This is a genomic window from Hyphomicrobium denitrificans ATCC 51888 (assembly GCF_000143145.1).
GTDB classification, from domain to species: Bacteria; Pseudomonadota; Alphaproteobacteria; order Rhizobiales; family Hyphomicrobiaceae; genus Hyphomicrobium_B; species Hyphomicrobium_B denitrificans.
The window spans coordinates 1933971-1956162 of the sequence record NC_014313.1 but is presented as its reverse complement, the minus strand read 5'-3'; the positions used below and the strand labels follow the sequence as shown (position 1 = coordinate 1956162).

At 62.8% G+C, this 22192-nt stretch carries 18 protein-coding genes and 1 pseudogene; 14 read left to right on the top strand and 5 right to left on the bottom strand.

Going from position 1 to position 22192, the window contains the following annotated elements; translation table 11 throughout:
• Positions 1–38 precede the first annotated feature (38 nt).
• The 13 genes from tsf to lpxB all read left to right on the top strand — a co-directional run bounded on the left by tsf (position 39) and on the right by lpxB (position 14412).
• The gene (gene tsf, locus HDEN_RS09430) at positions 39–962 is read left to right on the top strand and encodes a translation elongation factor Ts (protein WP_041921626.1); all 924 of its coding nucleotides are present in this window, start codon (positions 39–41) and stop codon (positions 960–962) included.
• Between the two features lie 87 nt (positions 963–1049).
• Positions 1050–1784 (top strand): UMP kinase, encoded by a 735-nt coding sequence (gene pyrH, locus HDEN_RS09425; protein ID WP_013215876.1) that lies wholly within the window; start codon positions 1050–1052, stop codon positions 1782–1784.
• An 83-nt stretch (positions 1785–1867) separates the two neighbouring features.
• A complete protein-coding gene (frr, locus tag HDEN_RS09420; protein WP_013215875.1) occupies positions 1868–2431 on the top strand; it encodes a ribosome recycling factor in 564 nt (187 codons plus the stop codon).
• 80 nt (positions 2432–2511) lie between these two features.
• Positions 2512–3270: an isoprenyl transferase gene (locus HDEN_RS09415; RefSeq protein ID WP_013215874.1), complete on the top strand. Its 759-nt coding sequence runs from the start codon at positions 2512–2514 to the stop codon at positions 3268–3270.
• 9 nt (positions 3271–3279) lie between these two features.
• A complete protein-coding gene (locus HDEN_RS09410) occupies positions 3280–4155 on the top strand; it encodes a phosphatidate cytidylyltransferase (protein WP_013215873.1) in 876 nt (291 codons plus the stop codon).
• On the top strand, positions 4155–5405 hold the full coding sequence (locus HDEN_RS09405; RefSeq protein WP_013215872.1) for a 1-deoxy-D-xylulose-5-phosphate reductoisomerase: 1251 nt from the start codon (positions 4155–4157) through the stop codon (positions 5403–5405). Before HDEN_RS09410 ends, HDEN_RS09405 begins: the two co-directional genes overlap by 1 nt.
• Positions 5406–5473: 68 nt before the next feature.
• On the top strand, positions 5474–6619 hold the full coding sequence (gene rseP, locus HDEN_RS09400; protein WP_013215871.1) for an RIP metalloprotease RseP: 1146 nt from the start codon (positions 5474–5476) through the stop codon (positions 6617–6619).
• Between the two features lie 278 nt (positions 6620–6897).
• Positions 6898–9306 (top strand): outer membrane protein assembly factor BamA, encoded by a 2409-nt coding sequence (gene bamA / locus HDEN_RS09395; protein WP_049775280.1) that lies wholly within the window; start codon positions 6898–6900, stop codon positions 9304–9306.
• A gap of 173 nt (positions 9307–9479) precedes the next feature.
• Positions 9480–10541, top strand: coding sequence for a UDP-3-O-(3-hydroxymyristoyl)glucosamine N-acyltransferase (gene lpxD / locus HDEN_RS09390; protein ID WP_013215869.1), 1062 nt, complete (start codon positions 9480–9482; stop codon positions 10539–10541).
• Positions 10542–10597: 56 nt separating this feature from the next.
• The gene (gene fabZ, locus HDEN_RS09385; RefSeq protein ID WP_013215868.1) at positions 10598–11101 is read left to right on the top strand and encodes a 3-hydroxyacyl-ACP dehydratase FabZ; all 504 of its coding nucleotides are present in this window, start codon (positions 10598–10600) and stop codon (positions 11099–11101) included.
• Positions 11094–11900, top strand: coding sequence for an acyl-ACP--UDP-N-acetylglucosamine O-acyltransferase (gene lpxA / locus HDEN_RS09380; protein ID WP_013215867.1), 807 nt, complete (start codon positions 11094–11096; stop codon positions 11898–11900). The genes fabZ and lpxA overlap by 8 nt, the downstream gene beginning before the upstream one ends.
• Before the next feature lie 9 nt (positions 11901–11909).
• Complete coding sequence (locus HDEN_RS09375; RefSeq protein ID WP_013215866.1) at positions 11910–13187, top strand: LpxI family protein; 1278 nt, start codon at positions 11910–11912, stop codon at positions 13185–13187.
• Positions 13180–14412 carry a lipid-A-disaccharide synthase gene (gene lpxB / locus HDEN_RS09370; RefSeq protein ID WP_013215865.1) on the top strand — a complete coding sequence of 411 codons (1233 nt, stop codon included), beginning with the start codon at positions 13180–13182 and terminating at the stop codon, positions 14410–14412. Before HDEN_RS09375 ends, lpxB begins: the two co-directional genes overlap by 8 nt.
• Here the strand turns inward: lpxB and gltA are convergent.
• Positions 14370–15695 (bottom strand): citrate synthase, encoded by a 1326-nt coding sequence (gene gltA, locus HDEN_RS09365; protein WP_013215864.1) that lies wholly within the window; start codon positions 15693–15695, stop codon positions 14370–14372. The two genes, lpxB and gltA, sit on opposite strands and share 43 nt — an antisense overlap.
• Before the next feature lie 198 nt (positions 15696–15893).
• On the bottom strand, positions 15894–17438 hold the full coding sequence (gene gltX / locus HDEN_RS09360) for a glutamate--tRNA ligase (protein WP_013215863.1): 1545 nt from the start codon (positions 17436–17438) through the stop codon (positions 15894–15896).
• A gap of 111 nt (positions 17439–17549) precedes the next feature.
• Between gltX and HDEN_RS09355 the strand changes: the two genes are divergently transcribed.
• Complete coding sequence (locus HDEN_RS09355; RefSeq protein WP_013215862.1) at positions 17550–19889, top strand: ComEC/Rec2 family competence protein; 2340 nt, start codon at positions 17550–17552, stop codon at positions 19887–19889.
• Here the strand turns inward: HDEN_RS09355 and lexA are convergent.
• From lexA to HDEN_RS18170, 3 genes and pseudogenes are all read right to left on the bottom strand, one after another.
• Positions 19883–20602 carry a transcriptional repressor LexA gene (gene lexA, locus HDEN_RS09350; protein WP_013215861.1) on the bottom strand — a complete coding sequence of 240 codons (720 nt, stop codon included), beginning with the start codon at positions 20600–20602 and terminating at the stop codon, positions 19883–19885. The genes HDEN_RS09355 and lexA overlap by 7 nt on opposite strands.
• 166 nt (positions 20603–20768) lie before the next feature.
• Positions 20769–21674, bottom strand: a pseudogene (locus tag HDEN_RS18590) (IS1 family transposase).
• A 33-nt stretch (positions 21675–21707) separates the two neighbouring features.
• A complete protein-coding gene (locus HDEN_RS18170) occupies positions 21708–22172 on the bottom strand; it encodes a hypothetical protein (protein WP_150103234.1) in 465 nt (154 codons plus the stop codon).
• Positions 22173–22192 lie beyond the last annotated feature (20 nt).

Here is a 22192-nt window from a genome sequence, read left to right as displayed (position 1 = left end):
AGGCGCCTTTCGGCGCCTCGAACCTAATGGGTGACAGGATGACGACGATCACCGCAGCAGATGTGAAGAAGCTGCGCGACATGACCGGCGCAGGCATGATGGATTGCAAGACGGCGCTGACCGAAACCGGCGGCGATATCGAAGCCGCCGTCGACTGGCTGCGCAAGAAGGGTCTTTCGAAAGCCGCGAAGAAGTCGGGACGCATCGCCGCCGACGGTCTCATCGGCATCGTTGCGAAGGGCCGCGAAGGCGCGGTCGTCGAGGTCAACTCGGAAACCGACTTCGTTGCGCGCAACGAGCAGTTCCAGACCATCGTCCGTGACATCGCCTCGCTCGCGCCCGCCGCGAAGGGCGATCTCAAGGCGCTCCTGGCTGCGACCTATCCGGGCTCGAAGAACAACGTCGAAGTCCAGCTGCAGGAAGCCGTTGCGACCATCGGCGAGAACATGACGCTGCGCCGCACGTCCGCGATCGCCGTCAAGGAAGGCGTCGTCGCCGACTACGTTCATAGCCGCGTCGCCGACGGCCTCGGCAAGATCGGCGTGCTGGTCGCGCTCGAAAGCGCCGGCGACGAGCCGACGCTGTTTGAGATCGGACGCCAGCTTGCGATGCACGTCGCGGCAGCAAGCCCGCTTGCTCTCGACATCGCCTCCGTTCCTGCTGACGTGATCGAGCGCGAAAAGGCGATCCTGGCCGAGAAGAACCAGGGCAAGAAGCCTGAGATGCTCGAGAAGATCGTCGCCGGCGGCATCAAAGCCTTCGCCAAGGAGAACTGCCTGCTCGAGCAGCAGTACATCCACGACACGACAAAGACGGTCGCTCAGGCCGTGAAGGAAGCCGAAAGCCGCGCCGGCGCGCCGATCAAGGTCGCGGGCTACATCCGCTACGCGCTGGGCGAAGGCATCGATAAGAAGGAAGAGGACTTCGGCGAGGAAGTCCGCAAGCTCGCGAGCGGCGGCTAGGCGGAATCGCGTTCGCGCGTTAGGTATCAACCGGCCGAGCCACGCGTTCGGCCGGTTTTTTATGCAGATCGACGGGAGTAGGTGGCGATGGCGGCGCGCGGATCTGATCTCAAATACAAGCGGCTGCTGTTGAAGCTTTCCGGCGAAGCCCTGATGGGCAAGCAGCCCTACGGCATCGATATGTCGGTCGCCGACCGGCTGGCTGGCGACATCGCCGAGGCGACGGCGGCCGGGGCTCAGATCGCGGTTGTCATCGGTGGCGGGAATATCTTTCGCGGCCTTTCGGGTGCTGCGAAAGGCATGGACCGGGCGACGGCCGATTATATGGGCATGCTCGCGACCGTCATGAACGCGCTGGCGTTCCAGAACGCGCTCGATCACAAGGGCGTCCCCGCGCGCGTACTCTCCGCCATACCGATGCCGACGGTCTGCGAAAGCTACGTTCGCCCGAAATCGTTGAGCTATCTCGCGAAATCTCAGGTCGTGCTGTTCGCGGCCGGCACCGGCAATCCCTTCTTCACGACCGACACGGCTGCCGTCCTGCGCGCCATCGAGATGAATTGTGACGCCGTTCTGAAGGCGACGCAGGTTGATGGCGTCTACTCGGCCGACCCGAAGAAACACCCGGACGCCAAGCGCTACGACCGTCTGAGCTATGCTGAAGTTTTAGCTAACGATCTCAAAGTGATGGATGGAGCGGCCATTGCTCTTGCCCGAGACAACCGACTTCCGCTAATTGTGGTTTCCATCGACGAACCAGGAAACCTCTTGAAAGTGCTGCGCGGCGAAGCGCGCCAGACGATCATCGAGACTACCGGTTGAAATCCGCGGCAGCGTTTTCGCCCTGCGCCGCGTGCCATCGCGGCTGCGATGGCGGCGCACCGTGTCCGTTGGGAGGATAACGCATGTCTTTGGCTACACACGATATCAACGAAGTCGAAAAGCGCATGCGCGCCTCGCTCGACGCACTGAAGCGGGAATTTTCCGGACTGCGGACCGGACGCGCCAGCGCCAACCTGCTCGATCCCGTCCAAGTCATGGTCTACGGATCCAGAATGCCGCTCAATCAGGTCGCGACCGTTTCCGTGCCGGAGCCGCGCATGATCTCGGTCCAGGTCTGGGACCGCAGCAACGTGACAGCGGTCGACAAGGGCATCCGCGAGGCCAACCTCGGGCTCAACCCGATCATGGACGGGCAGATCCTGCGCCTGCCGATTCCGTCCCTGACCGCCGATCGCCGCCAGGAACTCGTCAAGCTCGCTCACAAATATGCCGAGCAATCGAAAGTTGCGGTTCGTAACGTCCGTCGCGAAGCCATGGATCTTTTGAAAAAGCTCGAAAAAGACGGCAAGATGAGTCAGGACGATCATCGCGGCCATTCCGAGAAGGTCCAGGAGCTGACAGACCGGATCATCAAGGAGGTCGACTCGACGCTCGTCACGAAAGAGGCTGAAATCCAGAAAGTATAGGCGGTCGGGGTGAGGGAGCCTCAGGGCTCTTCGATCTTTTTGTGCGCCGTCCGGCGCTTCATTACAGAGGCCATGCCAGAGTGGCGCCAGCAGCTAAGCTTTCCGATGATCAGACGCGCGCTCTCGCGCCGCCGCGGCATGTCGCGATCATCATGGACGGCAACGGGCGCTGGGCGAAGGAGCGGGGGCTTCCGCGCACGCTCGGACATCGCCAGGGCGTCGAGGCCGTCAGGCGCGCCGTGCGCACGGCGATCGAACTCAACATCACGTATCTGACCATCTTCAGCTTTTCGTCGGAAAACTGGAAGCGCCCGGCCGATGAGGTCGACGACCTGATGGGGCTGATGAAACGCTTCATCCGGCGCGACCTCGTGGAACTGCACGAGGCCGGCGTCTGCATCCGCGTCATCGGCCAGCGCCAGCATGTCGACAGCGAGTTGACGAAGCTGATCGACGATGCCGTCGCGCTGACGAAGGGCAATGACAGGCTGACCCTCGTGATCGCGTTCAACTACGGTTCGCGGAGCGAGATCGCGGGCGCGGCGCGCAAGCTCGCCGCCGAGGTCGCCGCAGGCACGCTCGATCCGTCGGCCATTACGGTTGAACGCATGGCCAACGCGCTCGACACGTCCGGCATTCCCGATCCCGATCTTCTGATCCGGACCTCCGGCGAAATGCGGCTGTCGAATTTCCTGCTGTGGCAGACGGCCTATTCCGAATTCGTTTTTCTCGACTGCTATTGGCCCGATTTCGACAAGGCCGCGTTCGAGGGCGCGATCCACGAATTCCGGTCCCGCGAGCGCCGTTTCGGCGGCTTGACGCAACGCTCGACCGCGTGAGGCTTTCCGATGGCCGCCGGCAAGCCTGACGACACCTCGCGCAAGCTTCTGGACAGAGTCGCCTCTCTGCCACCCGAGCTTTCGAAACGCATCGCCTCCGGGATTGTCATCGGCGCCATAGCGCTCGCGATGACGTATTGGAGCCCGTCGCTGTTCACGATCCTGATGCTCGTCATCGCAGCCGCGATGAGCTGGGAATGGGGCCGGATGGTGCGCGGAGCGACACTGACCGACCCGGCGATGATCGTGCACGTTTTTGCGGTGCTGCTCGCGGTTTTGCTAAGCGCGTCCGACATGGCGGGTCTCGCCATCGCATCGACCGTTATCGGAGCGATCGCGGTGGGCGCATTGACGTTTGGCGTCGGCAATGCGCAGCTCTCGGGCGCGGGCGTTCTCTATACCGGCTTGCCTGTCGTCGCGCTGGGCTGGATCAGGGGCGACGAGCCGCTCGGATTTTCGGCGACGCTGTTCGTGCTTCTAAGCGTCATCGTGACGGATATCGGCGCCTATGCGAGCGGCCGGACCATCGGCGGGCCGAAGCTTTGGCCTGCGGTATCGCCCAACAAAACGTGGTCGGGTCTCCTTGGTGGCGTGCTTGCGGCTTCGCTCGCAGGCGGGCTATTTGCGTGGGTGTCCGGCACGGGATCGGCTTCGTGGCTCGCGGGCCTTGGGCTCGTTCTGGGGCTCGTCGCACAGGGCGGTGATTTGGCGGAATCGGCTTTGAAACGCCATTTTGGCGTGAAAGACAGCAGCAATCTGATTCCCGGCCACGGCGGTGTCATGGACCGCATGGATGGTATCGTCACTGCCAGCGTCATTGCTGCCATCGTCGCATTCGCGATCGATGCCTATGCGCCCGCGCGGGCGCTTCTTTATGGATCGTGATGCACATGGCAGTAACGGCAAGCGTTCCGAACAATGAGGTGAAAGCGGCGTCGCCGGTGGAAATCGAGTGGCCGCACGCGTCGCGGCCTTGCCGCCTGACGGTCCTCGGTGCGACCGGTTCGGTCGGCACCAGCACGCTCGATCTCGTCGCCCGCGCGCCCGAGCGCTTTGAAGTCGTCGCGTTGACGGCGCAGTCGAACGCGCCGGCGCTTGCGGCTCTCGCGCGTCTGCATCGCGCCAAGCTCGCCGTTATCGGTGACGAGAAATACCTGCCCCAGCTTCGCGACGAGCTGGCGGGCACCGGCATCCGCACCGCTGGCGGCGCCGACGCGCTCGTCGAAGCCGCACTGATGCCCGCCGACTGCGTCATGGCGGCCATCGTCGGCGCGGCTGGATTGCGCCCGACGTTTGCGGCGGCGTCTTGCGGAAAGCGCGTTGCGCTCGCCAACAAGGAATGCCTCGTCTCCGCCGGGCACGTTTTCACCGCCGAGATCAAACGCAGCGGCGCCGAGCTTCTCCCCGTCGACAGCGAACATTCCGCCGCCTTCCAGGCGCTGACCGGCGCAGAGCCCGGATCGATCGAAAAGATCGTGCTGACCGCGTCAGGCGGCCCCTTCCGCACGTGGACGCGTGAAGCTCTGGAAAACGCGACGCCGGAGCAGGCGCTCAAGCATCCGAACTGGTCGATGGGCGCCAAGATCACGATCGACAGCGCCACCCTCATGAACAAGGGCCTCGAGCTGATCGAGGCGTTTCATCTCTTTCCGGTTTCCGTCGATGCGCTCGATTGCGTCGTGCATCCGCAGTCGGTCGTCCATTGCCTTGTCAGCTACGTCGACGGATCGGTGCTGGCGCAGCTGGCGGCCCCAGACATGCGCACGCCCATCGCCGTGGCGCTGGCCTGGCCCGGACGAATGTCCGCGCCAACCGAGCGCCTGGACCTCGCGCGGCTTGGATCGCTGACATTTGAAGCCCCCGACGAGACGCGGTTCCCGGCGCTCCGGGTGGCGCGCGCGGCGCTCCGGCGCGGCGACACCGCGCCCGCAGTTCTCAACGCCGCGAACGAAATCGGCGTCCAGGCATTTCTCAATCGGAGAATCAAGTTCCTGGAGATCGCGAAGCTCGTCGAAGAGACCCTGGACGCGGCCGAGCGGCAGGGCGCCATTTCAGCGGCGCAGTGTCTCGATGATATTCTTTCAATCGATGAACGGGCGCGCCGACTGGCAGAAGACGCCCTCAATCGCTATTAAACACCTAAACTTGGCTGACTGCGCGCCGCGATTCGATTCCTGCGGCACCCCTGAAGGATTGGGACTCAATGGACTTCCTGGCGACTCTGGCCACGTGGATCTGGCAGTACGGCATCATGTTCCTGCTCGTGCTGACGCTGGTCGTGTTCATTCACGAGCTTGGCCATTTCCTTGTGGCGCGCTGGTGCGGCGTGACGGTCAAAGCCTTTTCGATCGGCTTCGGGCCTGAAATCTATGGCTTTTACGACAAGCACGGCACGCGCTGGCGGTTTGCTTGGATCCCGCTCGGCGGCTACGTCAAGTTCATCGACGACGACAACGCGTCCTCGCAGGGCTCGTCCACCAAGGGCTTGACCGCGTCCGAGCGTGCGGGCGCTTTCCATTCCAAACCCGTTTCGTCGCGCGCGGCCGTCGTCGCCGCCGGTCCGATTGCGAATTTCCTCTTGGCGACAGTGCTGTATGCGGCGCTGAACATGACAGTCGGCGTCCGCGTGCTGCCCGCCCTCGTCGACGGCGTTGTGCCCAATTCGCCGGCCGCTCAGGCCGGATTCCAGCCCGGCGACCAGGTCGTCGCGATCAACAACACGGCAATCGAGAAATTCGAGGATCTGCAGCGCATTGTCGGTTCGAGCGCCGGCGAGCCGCTGGCGTTCACGATCGAGCGCAACGGCGAAAAGCTGACGCTCAACGCGACACCGAATGTGGACGAACAGCGTGATGCATTTGGCCGCACCTTCCGCCGCGGGCTGATCGGCATCCAGCGCACGATGTCGGCCGACAAGGTTCGGACCGTCGACGTCGGCATTCCGCAGGCGATTTTGCTCGGAGTGGGTGAAACCTACGGCAACATCAGCCAGACGATTGCCGGCCTTTGGGACATCGTCACGCGCCGGCAGTCGGCCGAGCAGATGGGCGGCCCCATCATGATGGCGGAAGTGACGGCAAAGGTTGCGGAACTCGGATGGGAGCCCATGCTCCGCTGGATCGCGTTCATTTCAGCGAACATCGGCTTCCTGAACCTGCTGCCGATTCCGGTCCTCGATGGCGGCCATCTTTTGTTCTACGGCTACGAAGCCGTGCGTCGGAAACCGGCGAGCGAACGCATGCAGCAGATGGGATTCCAGGTCGGCCTGGCGGTGCTGATGATGTTGGTCGTTTTCGTCAATTTCAACGACATTATGAACGTTTGGCGGCGCATCACCGGGACGGGCTGAAGCCAAGCGGAATCATGGGGGAGTGGCGTAAACTTACAACTTTGCGGGTCCCTTCTGAATCGTTAAAAGCGTTATCGTCCGCAGCAGGTTACGACTTCGAATCGGGGGGTCCGAAAAGAAGGTCGAGCGTTGTTGCGGGAAAACGATTGAGTGCCGAGTCGATAACAACACGTCGAAAAACAAGAAGAAAACGCACTTGACGACGCATGAGTGTGACGCTGCCGCCGACAGCGCGCATGTGAACCGGGGGTCGGCGGCACACGGGGGCTAATCCGCGTATGCAGAGAATTCAGGTCATTATGGCGGGCTTGCGCCTCTTTTTGGCGCTTGCATTTATCTCGCCAGTGATCGCGATGGGAGACGCCACCTGGGGGTCGGGTGCAGCGTTTGCTCAGGGCGTCATTCGCAATATCGAGGTCGTCGGTAGCCGGCGTGTCGAGCCCGAAACCGTGCGCTCGTACCTGCAATTCAATGTTGGTGACGGCTATAGCGCCGCCAAGGTCGATGCCTCGATCAAGGCGCTGTTCGCGACCGGCTTGTTCGCCGACGTTTCGATTCAGCCCAAGGGTTCGACGATCGTTGTCTCGGTCAAGGAAAACCCGATCATCAATCAGGTCGCCTTCGAAGGGAACAGCGAGGTCGATACCGCGACGCTGTCCGGCGAAGTGCAGCTCAAGGCCCGTTCCGTTTTCACGCGCGCCAAGGCTCAGGCCGACGTGCAGCGCATCCTCGACGTCTACCGCCGCCAGGGTCTCTTTGCAGCGAGCGTCGAGCCGAAGCTCATTCAACTCGAAGAAAGCCGCGTGAACCTCGTGTTCGAGATCACGGAAGGCGGCGCGACGAAGGTCAAAGGCATCAACTTCGTCGGCAACCACGCATTCAGCGACAGCCAGCTGCGCGACGTCATCTCGACGACGCAGGTCGGCTGGTTCGACTTCCTCAAGGGCACGTCGATCTACGATCCCGATCGTATGAACCTCGACCGGGAACTGATCCGCCAGTATTACCTGAAGAACGGCTACGCCGACGCCTCCGTGACGGCAGCGAACGCTGAAATCGATCCGGACGGCACCGGCTTCCTCATCACCTTCGCGGTCGATGAAGGCCCGCTCTACAATTTCGGCGCCATCAACATCGAGAGCTCGCTTCCCGATGTGCGCCCGGACGATTATCGCAGCCAGTTGCTGACGAACTCGGGCGAAGTCTATGACGCCTCCGAAATCGACAAGACGAGTGAAAAGCTGACGCTCGCCGTCGCCGACGCTGGGTACGCGTTCGCTCGCGTCCGCCCGCGCGCCACGCCGGACGTCGCCAATCACACGATCTCGATCTCGTACATCATCGACGAAGGTCCGCGCATTTACATCGAGCGCATCAACGTCATCGGCAACACGCGCACCAAGGATTTCGTGATCCGTCGCGAATTCCGCTTGGCGGAAGGCGATGCCTTCAACTCGCTGATGGTCGATCGCGCCAAGAAGCGCCTGAAGGCTCTCGGCATCTTCAAGGACGTCGACATCAAGCGCCGTCCGGGCTCCGCGCCTGACCGCGTCGTTCTCGACGTCATGGTGCAGGAACAGTCGACGGGCGAACTCTCGTTCGGTGCCGGTTACTCGACCAATGAAGGCGTCATCGGCGACGTGTCGATCACGGAACGCAACCTGTTCGGCAACGGCCAGTATCTGCGCCTCGGTCTCGCAGGCTCCTTCGAGCGTATGCAGGTCGACCTGTCGTTCACCGAGCCGCGCTTCCTCGACCGCAACCTGTCGGCTGGATTCGACCTCTTCTATAAACAGCTCAACTACCAGGACTCGTCGGGCTTTGATCAGCGCAAGGCTGGCGGTCAGGTTCGCCTTGGCTTCCCGATTGCCGAGAACCTGTGGATGCAGACGAGCTACGGCCTGTCGCGCGACGAGATCTTCGACGTTTCGAACAATGCTTCTATCGCGATTAAGGAAGCGTGCGGAGCCACCAATCTATTAGACAATACCACTCCGGGTTGCCGCGACTCCGGTTACTGGACGTCGCTTGTCGGCACGACGATCACCTACGATAAGCGCAACAATGCGCAGAACCCAACCAGCGGCTACTTCCTGCAGGCAGGAACCGACTTCGCTGGTCTTGGCGGCGATGCTCAATACTGGCGCGTCAACGCCGAAGCGCGCGCCTACTATCCGATCACCGAGAAGATCACCTTCGTCGGCCGCGCCATTGGTGGCACGATCCAGGGTTGGGGCGGTGAAGACGTTCGATTGCTCGACTCCTTCTTCAAGGGCGGCGAGACGGTTCGCGGCTTCGATCGCGCCGGTTACGGTCCGCGAGACTTGAGTTCGGCCAACCACGACGCGCTCGGCGGCCAGACGTATTGGGCGACGACGGCCGAGATTCGCTTCCCGCTACCGTTCGTTCCGGACGATCTCGGCCTGAGCGGCGCAGTCTTCGCGGATGCTGGTTCTCTGTTCGGTGCAACTGGCGGTGTTGAAAGTGCACTCAATGCTCCTGGTTGCGTGGAAAATGGAAAGCCTTGCCAACTCGCGGACAGCAGCTCGATCCGTTCGTCGGTCGGCGCCAGCTTAATGTGGAACTCGCCGGTCGGTCCGATCCGCATGGACTTCGCGAAAGTCCTGACCAAAGAGAAGTACGACGAGACGCAGTTCTTCCGCTTCGGCGCGTCGAGCCGCTTCTAGCGAGCGTCCGGGCGGCGGCAAATCGCCCGGAATTACAGCGCTCAGCCTATACGTAGGCGTCACGCGATTGATTTGACCGCGCCGGGGGCTTGCCAACGCTCCCGGCGTCGTTCATTCAACCGCCTTAATCACCCAACACAGCGCCGAAGCATCGGCGGGCCGGAGGCGGCAAGATGGAGCATCCCGGATTTTTTGAGCGGGCCGGGCCTTATACTCTATTCGAGGTCGCTCAAGCCGCGGGGGCCGAAGTGCCCGCAGGTGCCGATCCGGCGATGCCGATCGAGGACGTGCGGCCGCTGGCAGAAGCGAGCCGCGCCCATATCTCCTTCATCGACAATAAGAAGTACCTGGCTCAGCTCGATGGCACGCAGGCAGGCGCCTGCCTCGTCGCGCCGCCGCTCGCAGGCCGCATCCCGGCAGGGACGGTCGGCCTTGTCACCCGCCAGCCCTACCACGGCTTCGCCCGCGCCCTGGCGCTGTTCTACCCGTCTGCGATGCAGCCGATGGTGGCGACGCCCGGAGCCCAGCCTGTTGACCCCACGGCCCGCATCGAAGACGGCGTCGTGATCGAGCCGGGGGCCGTCATCGGCCGCGAGGCACATATTGGTGCCGGAACGCGGATTGCCGCCGGAGCTGTCGTCGGCGCGCGCGTGACCATCGGCCGGAACTGCTACATCGGCGCGCTCGCGACCGTCACCCACGCCCTCGTTGGTGACCGCGTGATTATCCATTCCGGCGTCCGGATCGGCCAGGACGGCTTCGGATTTGCTATGGGTCCGGGCGGCCACCTCAAGGTCCCCCAGATCGGCCGCGTCATCGTTCAGGACGACGTGGAAATCGGAGCCAATACAACAATAGATCGCGGTGCGCTGAAGGACACCATGATCGGCGAAGGCACGAAAATTGATAATCTTTGCCAGATCGGGCACAACGTCGTGCTCGGCCGGCACTGCGTGATCGTCGCGATGTGCGGCATCTCAGGTTCGACCGAGCTTGGCGACTACGTTGTCATGGGCGGCCAGTCCGGCACCGTCGGCCACATCAAGATCGGAACCGGTGCGCAGGTCGGCGGCGCGTCGCATCCGGCACATGACGTTCCGGCCGGAGCGAGATATTTCGGCACCCCGGCAAAACCGCTGCGCGAGTCGGCGCGCGAGCAGGCGCTCTTGAAGCGTCTGGCCGCACGCGACCGAAGCGGCGCCGACGATGGTTCAAAAGGCTCAGGCGGAAGCTGAGCGATAAAAATGCCGCCGGGAACATAATTCCCGCGGTTATATTGGAGTTGATGGTTATGGACGACACGGCCAAGGCAGGCAAAGCGCTCGGAACCGCGGATATTGCAACCGTGATGAAGCTGCTGCCGCATCGCTATCCGTTCCTGCTTGTCGATCGCATCTACGACATGGACCGGGACGACAGCTGCGTCGGCGTCAAGAACGTGACGATCAACGAACCGTTCTTCCAGGGCCACTTCCCGCAATTCCCGGTGATGCCGGGCGTGCTGATCATCGAAGGTCTGGCGCAGACGGCGGGCGCGCTGTGCGTATCGAACGTCGGCGAGGATTATCGCGCCGAGCTCGTCTACTTCATGGGCATCGACAACGCCAAGTTCCGCAAGCCCGTGCTGCCTGGCGATCAGCTCCACTATCACGTCAAGAAGGTTCGCAATCGCGGGCGCGTCTGGCGCTTCCGCGGCGAAGCGAAAGTGAACGGGCAGGTCGTGGCGGAAGCCGAGATCAGCGCCATGCTCGCCGACAGCGCCGACGCTCGCGCCTTTGCGAGCAAAAATGGCTGAAGTCGACGTTCATCCGACCGCCATCGTCGAAGACGGCGCGCGCCTCGGCCCCGGCGTAAAGGTCGGCCCCTTCTGCATCGTCGGCCCGAACGCGAGCCTCGGCGAGGGCGTCGAGCTTGTGAGCCACGTCGTCGTCGCCGGCACGACGGAGATCGGCGCACGCACGCGCATCTTTCCGTTCGCTTCGATCGGCCACCAGCCGCAGGATCTCAAATACAAGGGCGAGCCGTGCTCGCTCACCGTCGGCGCCGATTGCCTGATCCGCGAAGGCGTGACGATGAACCCGGGCACCGAAGGCGGCGGCTCGGTAACGACGGTCGGCGATAGTTGCGCCTTCCTCGCCAACAGCCACGTCGGCCATGATTGCCGCGTCGGCAACGGCGTCATCTTTTCCAACAACGTCATGCTCGCGGGCCATTGCACGGTCGGCGATTACGCGATCATCGGCGGCGGCGCGGCCGTGATCCAGTTCGCGCGCGTTGGACATCACGCCTTCGTCGGCGGTATGTCGGGCCTCGAGAACGATCTCATCCCGTACGGCATGGCGCTCGGCAATCGCGCCTATCTTTCCGGACTGAATATCGTCGGCCTGCAGCGCCGCGGATTTTCGCGCGCCGACATCCACGATCTGCGCCGCGCCTATCGTTCGCTGTTCGCGGCGGAAGGCACGCTGATCGAGCGCATGGAGGATGTCGCCGAGGAATTCTCCGGCCACGCATCGGTCGAGGAAATCCTCGCTTTCATTCGCGAGGGCGGCAAGCGCTCGCTATGCACGCCGAAAATCGGCACGGAAAGCTGAGGTCCGGCCATGACGGGGCCGGCGGATCGCATTGGGATTATCGCAGGCTCTGGATCGCTGCCGCGTGAGGTCGCGGAAAGCGTCGTTGCGCGCGGCGGCCACGTTCACGTCGTGATGGTCAGCGGCGCCGCCGATGCGTCGCTCGCGATGTTTCCCCATACGGTCGTCAACTGGGCGCAACCCGGCCGCGCGACGGCGGCGCTGAAAGCGGCGGGCGTTCGCGACGTCGTGATGCTCGGCGGATTTCAGAGGCCGGATTTTCGTTCCGCGCGACCTGACATTGCATTCTTCCAGGTTCTGCCTTCGGTGCTGCGCTTCCTGAAGGCGGGCGGCGACGATGCCGTTCTGCGCGGGCTCGTCGCTCTGTTCGAGCGGCGCGGCTTGAACATCGTCGGCGTTCGCGATGTTGCGCGCGATCTGACCGTTGCCGAGGGTGTGCTGACGGGGCCGCCGCTGTCGTCTCAAAATTCAACCGACGCAGAAAAGGGCTTCGCGCTGATCGCCGCGCTCGGACGCTACGACATCGGGCAGGCGGCGGTGATCGCCAACGGGCGGGTCGAAGCCATCGAAGGTGCGGAAGGGACGGATCGCATGCTGAAGCGCGTGGCGGAGGCGCGCCGCGCGGCTGGCAATTCCAAGCAAGGCGGCGTTCTCGTGAAGCGGCCGAAGCCGGGACAGGATCTTCGCGTCGATCTGCCCGCGATTGGACCGAATACGATCGAGAACATTGCATCTGCTGGGCTCGCAGGTGTCGCGGTCATGGCCGGACATGTGCTCGCAGCCGAGCGGGAGCGGATGATCGCGCTCGCTGGAACGCGCGGGGTGTTCGTCGCCGGAATTTTGGAAGCGCCGGAACCAGCCCTGTCGTCTGACGAGCCGGACACGCGAGCCCCGGGCTGGCTCGGTTCTGTCGCGATCGATGCGCGCGCGATGCCTGACATTCGCCGTGGTGCAGGCATCCTCGCAGCGTGCGGCAAGTTCGAGACCGGCACCGCAGCCATCATCGATCATGGACGCGTCATCGCGGTGGGCACATCGGAATCGCCCATCGAAGTCATCGAGCACGTTGCGTCGTTGCGAAAAGGTGACCGGCGCCGAGGCGTCATCGTCGTCGCGCCGTCACAGAAACTCGACGATGCGCTGCTACGCACGGCTGCGAAGTATAAGTTCGCAGGCGTCGCGAAGTTGGGAGAGACGATGAACACCGCAATCGACGGCGCAACCGTGCGGCTGGCGGACAGTCTCGGCCTTTTCATCAGCGAAACGGGAGCGCCCGCGCGTGTCTGACGCGTCTCACAAGCAAACCGGCGAGAAAGAGTTGCGGCTGTTCCTCGTCGCAGGCGAGCACTCGGGCGACGCGCTCGGCGGCAAACTGATCGCTGCGCTCAAGCAACGGTACGACGGCACGCTGACGCTCGCGGGCGTCGGCGGCGAGGATATGGCGCACGAAGGATTTGCCTCGCTGTTCCCGATCGAAGACGTCGCCGTGATGGGACCGATGTCGATCCTGCCACGCCTGCCGCGCATCATGCGGCGTGTGTATCAGACCGTCGACGCGGCGCTCGCGTTCAAGCCCGATGCCGTCGTCATCATCGACAGCCCGGAGTTCACGCATCCGATCGCGAAACGCATTCGCAAACGCGCGCCCGATATACCGATCATCGATTACGTGAGCCCGAGCGTCTGGGCATGGCGGCCGGGTCGCGCCAAGCGCATGCGCCGCTACGTCGATCATGTCCTGGCGCTGCTGCCGTTCGAGCCTGATGCACACGCGCGCCTTGGCGGACCGGCCTGCACGTATGTCGGTCATCCGCTGATCGAGAAGCTCGATGCGATCGAACGCGCGGACGGTGCGGCGCTGTCACGGCGGCTCGGCCTCGCTGCGGAAAAGCCCGTGCTGCTCGTTCTACCCGGCAGCCGCACATCCGAGGTCACGCGCCTCGTCGATGTCTTCGGCGACGCCGTGGCGCGGGTTTCGGCACAACAGCCGATCGAGGTTGTCATTCCGGCGGTGCGCCATGTCCGCGATCTCATCGTCGCGAAGACGGCAACCTGGGCGGTGCGACCGCACATCGTCGATGCGGCATCGGCCGACAAATACGCCGCCATGCGGCTCGCGCGCGCCGCGCTCGCAGCCTCCGGCACGGTCACGCTCGAACTGGCGCTGGCTCAGACGCCAAGCGTCGTCGCCTACCGTGTCGACAAGCTGATCGCCAATCTGCGGTTCCTGCTCAAGGTGCCGAGCGTCGTGCTGGCGAACCTCGTCCTCGGAAAAAACGTCTATCCGGAATACCTGCAGGAGGCGTGCACGGCCGAAGCGCTCAGCGCCGCCATCCTGCCATTGCTTGGCGACACGCCCGAGCGGCGCGCGCAGCTTGAAGCGCTCGCCGGGACGCCCGGGAAGCTTCGTCTTGCTTCCTCGAGCCCCAGCATTGCCGCCGCCGATACGGTTCTGGCCGTCGTCTCCGCTCAGCCGGGAGCGGGGAAATCGCGGCGCGGCGGACCGATGTAGAGCTGGCGCGGACGCCCGATGCGCTGCTCCGGATCTTCGATCATTTCTTTCCACTGTGCGATCCAGCCGACGGTGCGCGCAACCGCGAACAGCACCGTGAACAGCTCGACCGGGAAGCCCATCGCCCGAAGTGTGATGCCCGAATAGAAATCGATATTCGGATAGAGCTTCTTCTCGATGAAATACTCGTCCTGCAGCGCGATGCGTTCGAGTTCGAGCGCGATCTTCAGCAGCGGATCGTCGCCGTGGCCGAGCGCGTCGAGCACCTCGTGGCAGGTCTTCTGCATCACCTTGGCGCGCGGATCGTAGTTCTTGTAGACGCGATGACCGAAGCCCATCAGCCGGAAGCCGGAGTTCTTGTCCTTCGCCTTCTTGACGAACTCCGGAATGCGATCGACCGAGCCGATCTCCTTCAGCATGTTCAGTGCGGCTTCATTGGCGCCGCCGTGAGCCGGTCCCCAGAGGCACGCGATGCCCGAGGCAATACAGGCGAACGGGTTGGCGCCCGACGACCCCGCGAGGCGCACGGTCGAGGTCGAAGCGTTCTGCTCATGATCGGCGTGCAGGATGAAGATGCGATCGAGCGCGCGCGAGATGATCGGATTGACGACATACGGCTCGCACGGCACCGCGAAGCACATCTGCAGAAAGTTCGACGTGTAGTCGAGATCGTTGCGCGGATAGATGAACGGCTGACCCATCGCGTACTTGTAGGTCATCGCCGCGATCGTCGGCATCTTCGCAATCATGCGATGGCTGGCGATCTCGCGCTGGGTTGGATCCGAGATGTCGGTCGAGTCGTGATAGAACGACGACAGCGCGCCGACGGTGCCCACCATCACGGACATCGGATGCGAGTCACGCCGGTAGCCGGTGAAGAAGCGGGTCATCTGCTCGTGCACCATCGTATGACTGGTGATGGTGCGGCGGAAGTTGATGAACTCGGTGTTGTTCGGTAGCTCTCCGTAGAGCAGCAGATAGCACACCGCGAGGAAGTTCGTATTCTCAGCAAGCTGATCAATGGGGTAGCCGCGATACAGCAGCTCGCCCTTGTCGCCATCGATATACGTGATGGCGCTCTTGCAATTCGCCGTCGACGTGAAGCCCGGATCGTACGTGAAGCAACCGGTCTGCTTGAAGAGGTTGCCGACGTCGATCACGTCCGGCCCGATCGAGCCGGTGCGAACGGCGAGTTCGACCTGCTTGTTGTCGACCGTCATCGTCGCGTTCGGTTTGTTAGGGCCTTCTCCGCCCTTGGCCGCGTTGCTGTCGTGAATGTTCATGGTTTGCCACCTCGCCCGAGGATCAATGGCCGCCACTGCCGAGAAAACTTATGGTGTTTTCTTCGTCCGTAACGGCACGCAGTCAACGACTGGGAGCTGCCATTCCCGTCGCCGTAAAAGCGATTGCACTGCAACGGGTTTAGCGATCTTTTTGCGGTGCGGCAACCAGCCTCGTTCGGCAGCAGCATTGTGCATTAGTCATACGACGGACGCGTCCGAAATCCGGGCAAGAACCTCGTTCCGGCCAAGAAGTTCCAGCACATCGAACACCGGCGGAGAAACGGCGCGCCCGGTGAGCGCCGCGCGTAACGGTTGCGCGATGCTGCCGAGTTTCGCGCCCGTTGCTTCGGCGTGAGCTTTAACGGCGGCCTCCAACGTCGGCGCTTTCCAATCGTTTTCGGGAATGGCCGAAAGAATTTTGAGTGCCGCAGCGTTCGATGCCCGGCCCTCGCCGTTCAGCAGCTTCGCCGCCTTATCCTCAAAGCGGATCGGCCGCTCGGCGACGATGAATAGCGCGCCGGCAATAAGCTCGGTCAGAGTTTTCGAACGCTCCTTCAGTGCGGGGATCGCGCGAAGGAAAACATCCCACCCTTTTGCTGCAAATAAATTCGCAAGCTCGGTTCCGGTTGCGACGTGCGGCAGCTGACGCAAGACTTCTCGCGCGAGCGCGATGTCGGAGCGCGCGGGCGCCTTCGGATCGATTGCGATGTCGCTCAGCGCTTTGAAATCGAGATGCGGCAGCATCTCGCGAACCTGACGAGCGAGATCCTCGTCGGATGCAGCGCGAATGTAGTGACCATTGAGATCGTCGAGCTTCTTGAAGTCGAGCCGCGCCGGAGCCTTGTTGATGCCGTCGATGTCGAACCAGCGGAGGAGGTTCTCCGCCGAGATGATCTCATCATCGCCGTGGCTCCAACCGAGACGCACGAGATAATTGCGCAGCGCTTCGGGCAAATATCCCATCGCGCGGAATTCTTCGACGCCTTGCGCGCCGTGTCGCTTCGAGAGCTTGGCGCCGTCCGCCCCGTGGATCAGCGGCACGTGCGCGAACTCGGGAACCGCCCAGCCCATGCCTTGATAAATCTGCGTCTGACGTGCGGCGTTGGTCAGGTGATCGGCGCCGCGCACGACATGCGTGATACCCATGTCATGATCGTCGACGACGACGGCGAGATTGTACGTCGGGTTGCCGTCCGACCGCAGGATGATGAGATCGTCGAGATCCTTGTTCGGAAACACGACATGCCCCTGCACGTGATCTTCGACGACAGTCTCGCCCTCGCGCGGCGCCTTGAGACGCACCACCGGCTTGACGTCCTTCGGCGCATCTTTCGGATCGCGGTCGCGCCACGGTGACAGAAAGATCAGCGGGCGTCCTTCCGCCTTCGCCTTTTCGCGCGCCGCATCGATCTCGGCGGGAGAGGCGTAGCAGTGATAGGCCGCGCCGCGCTTCAGCAACTCGGCTGCGACGTCGCGATGCCGGTCGGCACGGGCGAACTGCGAGACGGCCTCCCCGTCCCAGGAGAGACCGAGCCAAGCCAGGCCGTCGAGAATGGCGGCAATTGCCTGCTCGTTATTGCGCTCGCGGTCCGTGTCCTCGATGCGCAGCAAGAATTTGCCGTTACGGCCCCGCGCGTAGAGCCAGTTGAACAGCGCCGTGCGCGCGCCGCCGATGTGAAGATATCCGGTAGGGGAGGGCGCAAATCGAACGACGGGCGCACTGGAAGTCGCGGTCTCAGTCATCGGACCTTTTCGCTTATCGGCCTTGAGGGAATGAAGCTCCGCTCGTAGCATGGCGACCAAGACAAGTTAAGGGGGCGGGGAACCTCCCACCATTCGCATTCGGTCCCGGAAATGTCCGTCAACGCGCGCGACCTCGATGCTGCGCTGATTGCCGCGCCCTCGCACGGGACGCGAAGCCTTGCGCTTGCGCTCGAGAGGGAGCGTGAGCAATTCTTTCTCTGGTCGCCGGTTTGCTTCGGCGCCGGCATCGCGGCCTACTTCGCGCTGCCCGTCGAGCCGCAACTCATCGTCGCGTTCGTGCCGTTGGTTCTGGCGATCATTTTGCGGCTGGCATCGACACGCGGTTCGCTGCCGTCGGCCATCCTGGCGGGACTCCTTCTCGCGGGACTCGGGTTCGCCGTCACCAAGCTTCGCGTCGAAACGGTTCGCGCGCCGGTGCTGACGAAGACGCTGCGCAATGCCGAGATCATCGGCACCGTGACGCTCGTCGAGGTCAAATATCCGCGCGGCCAGCGGTTGACCGTCGCATCGGCATCGATTGCCGGCCTCGCGCCGGAAGCGACGCCCGCGGTCGTCCGTGTTCGGACGATGTCGTCTCAGTCGAAGGCCAAGCCGGGTGACCGCGTACGCTTGAAAGCAAACCTGTCGCCGCCCGCGAAGCCTGCGCTACCGGGAGGTTTCGATTACGCGCGCACGGCCTGGTTCGATCAGGTTGGAGCGGTCGGCTATGCCTTCGCGCCGCCCGCGATCGAGGCGCATGCCGACGGCGGTACGCTGACGGCGCAGTACCGGCGTGGCATCGAAACGCTCCGCCAACTGATCGCCACGCGCATTCGCGCCGTGCTTCCCGGCGAAACGGGTGAGATCGCGTTGGCGCTGATCACCGGCGAGCGCGGCGGCATCAGCGCCGAGACCAACAACGCCTTCAAGAATTCCGGGTTGTTTCACATCCTGTCGATCTCGGGCCTGCACATGGTGATCATGGCGGGCGCGCTCTTCTATTCCGTTCGACTGCTCCTCGCCGCGATTCCGTTTTTTGCTTTACGGCTGCCGATCAAAAAGATTGCCGCCGCGATCGGAATTCTCGGCGCGCTGGGCTATCTCGCCATCTCGGGGGGCGCATTCGCGACGGTCCGCTCGGCGTTGATGATCCTCATCATCTTCGGCGCGGTGCTGATCGATCGTCCGGCGATGGCGCTCAGAAACATCGCGCTCGCCGCATTCTTGATTCTTATCGTCTTTCCCGAAAGCCTCCTCGACGCGGGCTTCCAGATGTCGTTCGCGGCCGTGACGGCGCTCGTCGCGGCGCATGAACTGCTGACGCGTTTCCTCGGAACGAACTCACGGCCGCATCCGGTCGCGCGCGTCGTGAAATTCTTTGGCGAGATCATCGCATCCACGCTGATCGCCAGCGTCGCCGTTGCGCCGTTCGCCGCCTACAACTTTCATCAAAGTCAGCAGTACGCGGTGCTGGCGAACATGATCGCCATTCCGATCTGCAACATCATCGTGATGCCGGCGGCGCTCGGCGCCATGATTCTGATGCCGTTCGGGCTGGAGTGGATCGCGCTGAAGCCGATGGCTTGGGGCATCGAGGGCATGGCGTGGTGCGCGAACATGGTGGGTGCTCTTCCGGGCGCGGTGGGACACCTGCCGGAGATTCCCACCATCGCGTTTGCCTTGATGCTCATCGGCGGTCTGTGGCTGACGCTCTGGCGGACGCGCATCCGGCTTGTCGGCGCGGGCCTTGCGCTGCTCGGGCTCGTCGCGACGCCGTGGATGCCGCGGCCGGACGTGCTCGTCGCGCAGAAGGGGATGCTGGTCGCTGTGCGCGACGCGTCGGGCAAGCTTTCGTCGCTGCCCGCGCACGGGGCGAAGTACGACCTCGAACGCTGGCTCGAATACGACGGAGACGGACGATCGGCGCGCGACGCTCAGGCTGGGGGCGCGTTCAGTTGCGACGCGGTCGGATGCATCGCGCACGTCAAGGGCGCGACCGTCGCCGTTGCGCGGCACCCGGCAGCTGTCGCCGACGATTGCCTCAACGCCGATATCCTCATCCTGGACGACCCGAAGCCGGCCGACTGCGCTGTCCCGGGAACCGTGATCGACGTGTTCGATCGCTGGCGCAACGGCGCCTACGCGCTTTATCTCGCGCGCGACGAGGCGAGCCCCGAGCCGCGTGTTCGATTGGAGACGGTCGCGGCGCATCGCGGCGAACGGCCGTGGAGTGTTCTTCCGAAGCGTCGGTCTTCGAATGCTGCGGGCGCTGCCGATCCGCCTGCAACGTTACCGAAGCCGCGTATCCTCGATGCGGCAGGAACCGTCGCGGCCAAACGCGGCGACCCATCGACGTCCGGCGCGGACAACGCTCCGCCGGAACCCCGAGCGTTGCATGACGACGACCCCGGCGAACTCGCGGGTATGGATGACGGCCAGGACGCTCAGTAGCGCCGCAGCAAGCCGACGAGCCGTCCTTGAATATCGACCTGATCGGGACCGAAGATGCGCGTCTTGAATTCCGGATTGGCGGCCTCGAGTGCGATCGTCGAGCCCTTCTTGCGAAGCCGCTTCAGCGTCGCTTCCTCGCCTTCGACGAGGGCCACGATGATGTCGCCGTTCTCGGCCGTATTACAGCGGCGCACGATGACTGTATCGCCGTCGTGAATGCCGGCCTCGATCATCGAATCGCCTTTGACCTCAAGCGCGAAGTGCTCGCCGTTGGTCAGGATGTCAGGCGACACGGCAATGTCGTGCGTATGGTTCTGAATGGCGCTGATCGGCGTGCCGGCGGCGATGCGGCCCATGACCGGAACGGAAACCGTCCGCGCGTCGATGACGTGCGATGGCGGTGGCGTCACATTTTGTTTTGGGCCGGTTCCCGTAATAACACTCGGCTGGAACCCTCGTGGCGCGGCAGGCGTCGCGGAAGTCGCGGCGGCGATCTGGTTTTCCGGAAGCTTGATTACTTCGATCGCGCGGGCCCGATGCGGCAGGCGGCGAATGAAGCCGCGCTCCACAAGCGCCGTAATCAGCCGGTGAATGCCGGATTTGGAACGGAGATCGAGAGCGTCCTTCATCTCATCGAAGGACGGCGGCACGCCGCGCTCCTGCATGCGTTCGTGAATGAACATCAGCAGGTCTTTCTGTTTTTCCGTCAGCATAGCGTAGGTCTCAAGCCCCCTTTGGCTGTCGTTCGGCTGAAGGCACGTGCGGCGCGAACGCTGCCGATCGACGTGCTTCAAATGCCAGATGCCAAGTACAAATCGTGTATGTACGCTACACGTTCTCGTCTCGTTCCGCAAGCGTTAAGCCGCGCGCGGCAGTGTCTCAGTTTGAAATCTGAGGCTGGCGCTTCTTGTAGGTCGTCGGGCGACCCGGCTTCGGAGCAACGGCGTCCATGCGTTCAATCAGATCTTCGAACGACAGCAGCTTAGTGGTGAGTCCCGCCGACATGGCAGGCGAGACGCGAAGCGTCTTGTGGATGCGGCACCAGTTGTAAAAAAAGAAGTACAGTGACAGCGCATTGCGGTTGGCTGGCCAGCTTCTTTGAGAACGCATTCGACAGGCGGGCGAACCGCTTCATGCTCATGCGCATCGTAAGGTTCTGGCGTTCGACGTAGGACGTCGAAATGTGTTTTGCGTCGGGTTCACCGACGATCGGCGTTTTCTTCGCACCGATGCACTCAGGCGGGCTGTACTTGCGCTCGTTCGCTTCTACGCTACGACCTTTCGGAACGTCGCCGTAGAGTTTCACAAGCTGCGCAAAGTCGATGTCCGTATTTCCGAACGCCTTTTCGACGGCCACGAGTTAATGCCGAAGCCCGTCCGTCGTCAGTTGTACGCGATTGGCGAGACGGTTTTCAGATCGTCCATGAACGCATACGCCGAATAGGCGTCTCGCTGGCCAACGGTCCAGCTGCAAATGAATTTGCTGTCGGCGTCGATGGCGGTCCACGTCCACACGTCGCCGCCCTTGGGAGGGGTCTTGGCGTCTACGACGTTCTTGTTCTTGGCGTAGACGAAGCTCCAGATTTCATTGCACTGGACGCGCTAGGATTGAAGGCCGCGCACGTTTTCGTCGTGGAAGGCTAAAGCGGCGCGGCCAGCCTCATCGAGCAGCTTTGCTACCGTGTTGATCGACACATCGCAGACGCGGGATGCCGACCGCATAGAGCTGCCTTCGCAAAGCATCGAGAGGATTTGGACGCGCTTAGCTATGGGCAGATTGTTCATGCCCAAATAATACATGAACTTTTATGCTTGGCGTCAAGCATCTCCTCCTGAGGTTTCATCGGTTTTTGGCGGCGGTATTGCCATTTGGCCGAAGTCGTCCGGTGGCTCAGCACGCGGTTTGGTGCTTAAGGACAGCTTTCTTGATTTATTGGGTTTGTGATCGCGTAGTCCGAACTCGTTCGGGCCAAATTTTCGGAAAATCTCGCCTTTTCGGACGTAGGCTGACAATGCACTCGTCAATGATACCCTGTTTTCCCTGGATACCTCCCGACCCATGGCCTTAAGCAGTTCGACGATGTGAACGGGGTGTCCTCGCTCAGAAATGATATCGCGAGCTTGATCAACCATGCTTTTTTCACCGTAAGGACCAAGACCAAGGAGTTCGCGGAGTGCTCTGGCATATCCATTTGCTTCACGCAGTCTAAACTCAAGTATCTGAATTTCCCTCTCTTTCTGTCTCAATCTAGCTTCTATCGTTTGTCGATCAGCCATCACCATCGGTTCCCTTGAGTTCCATA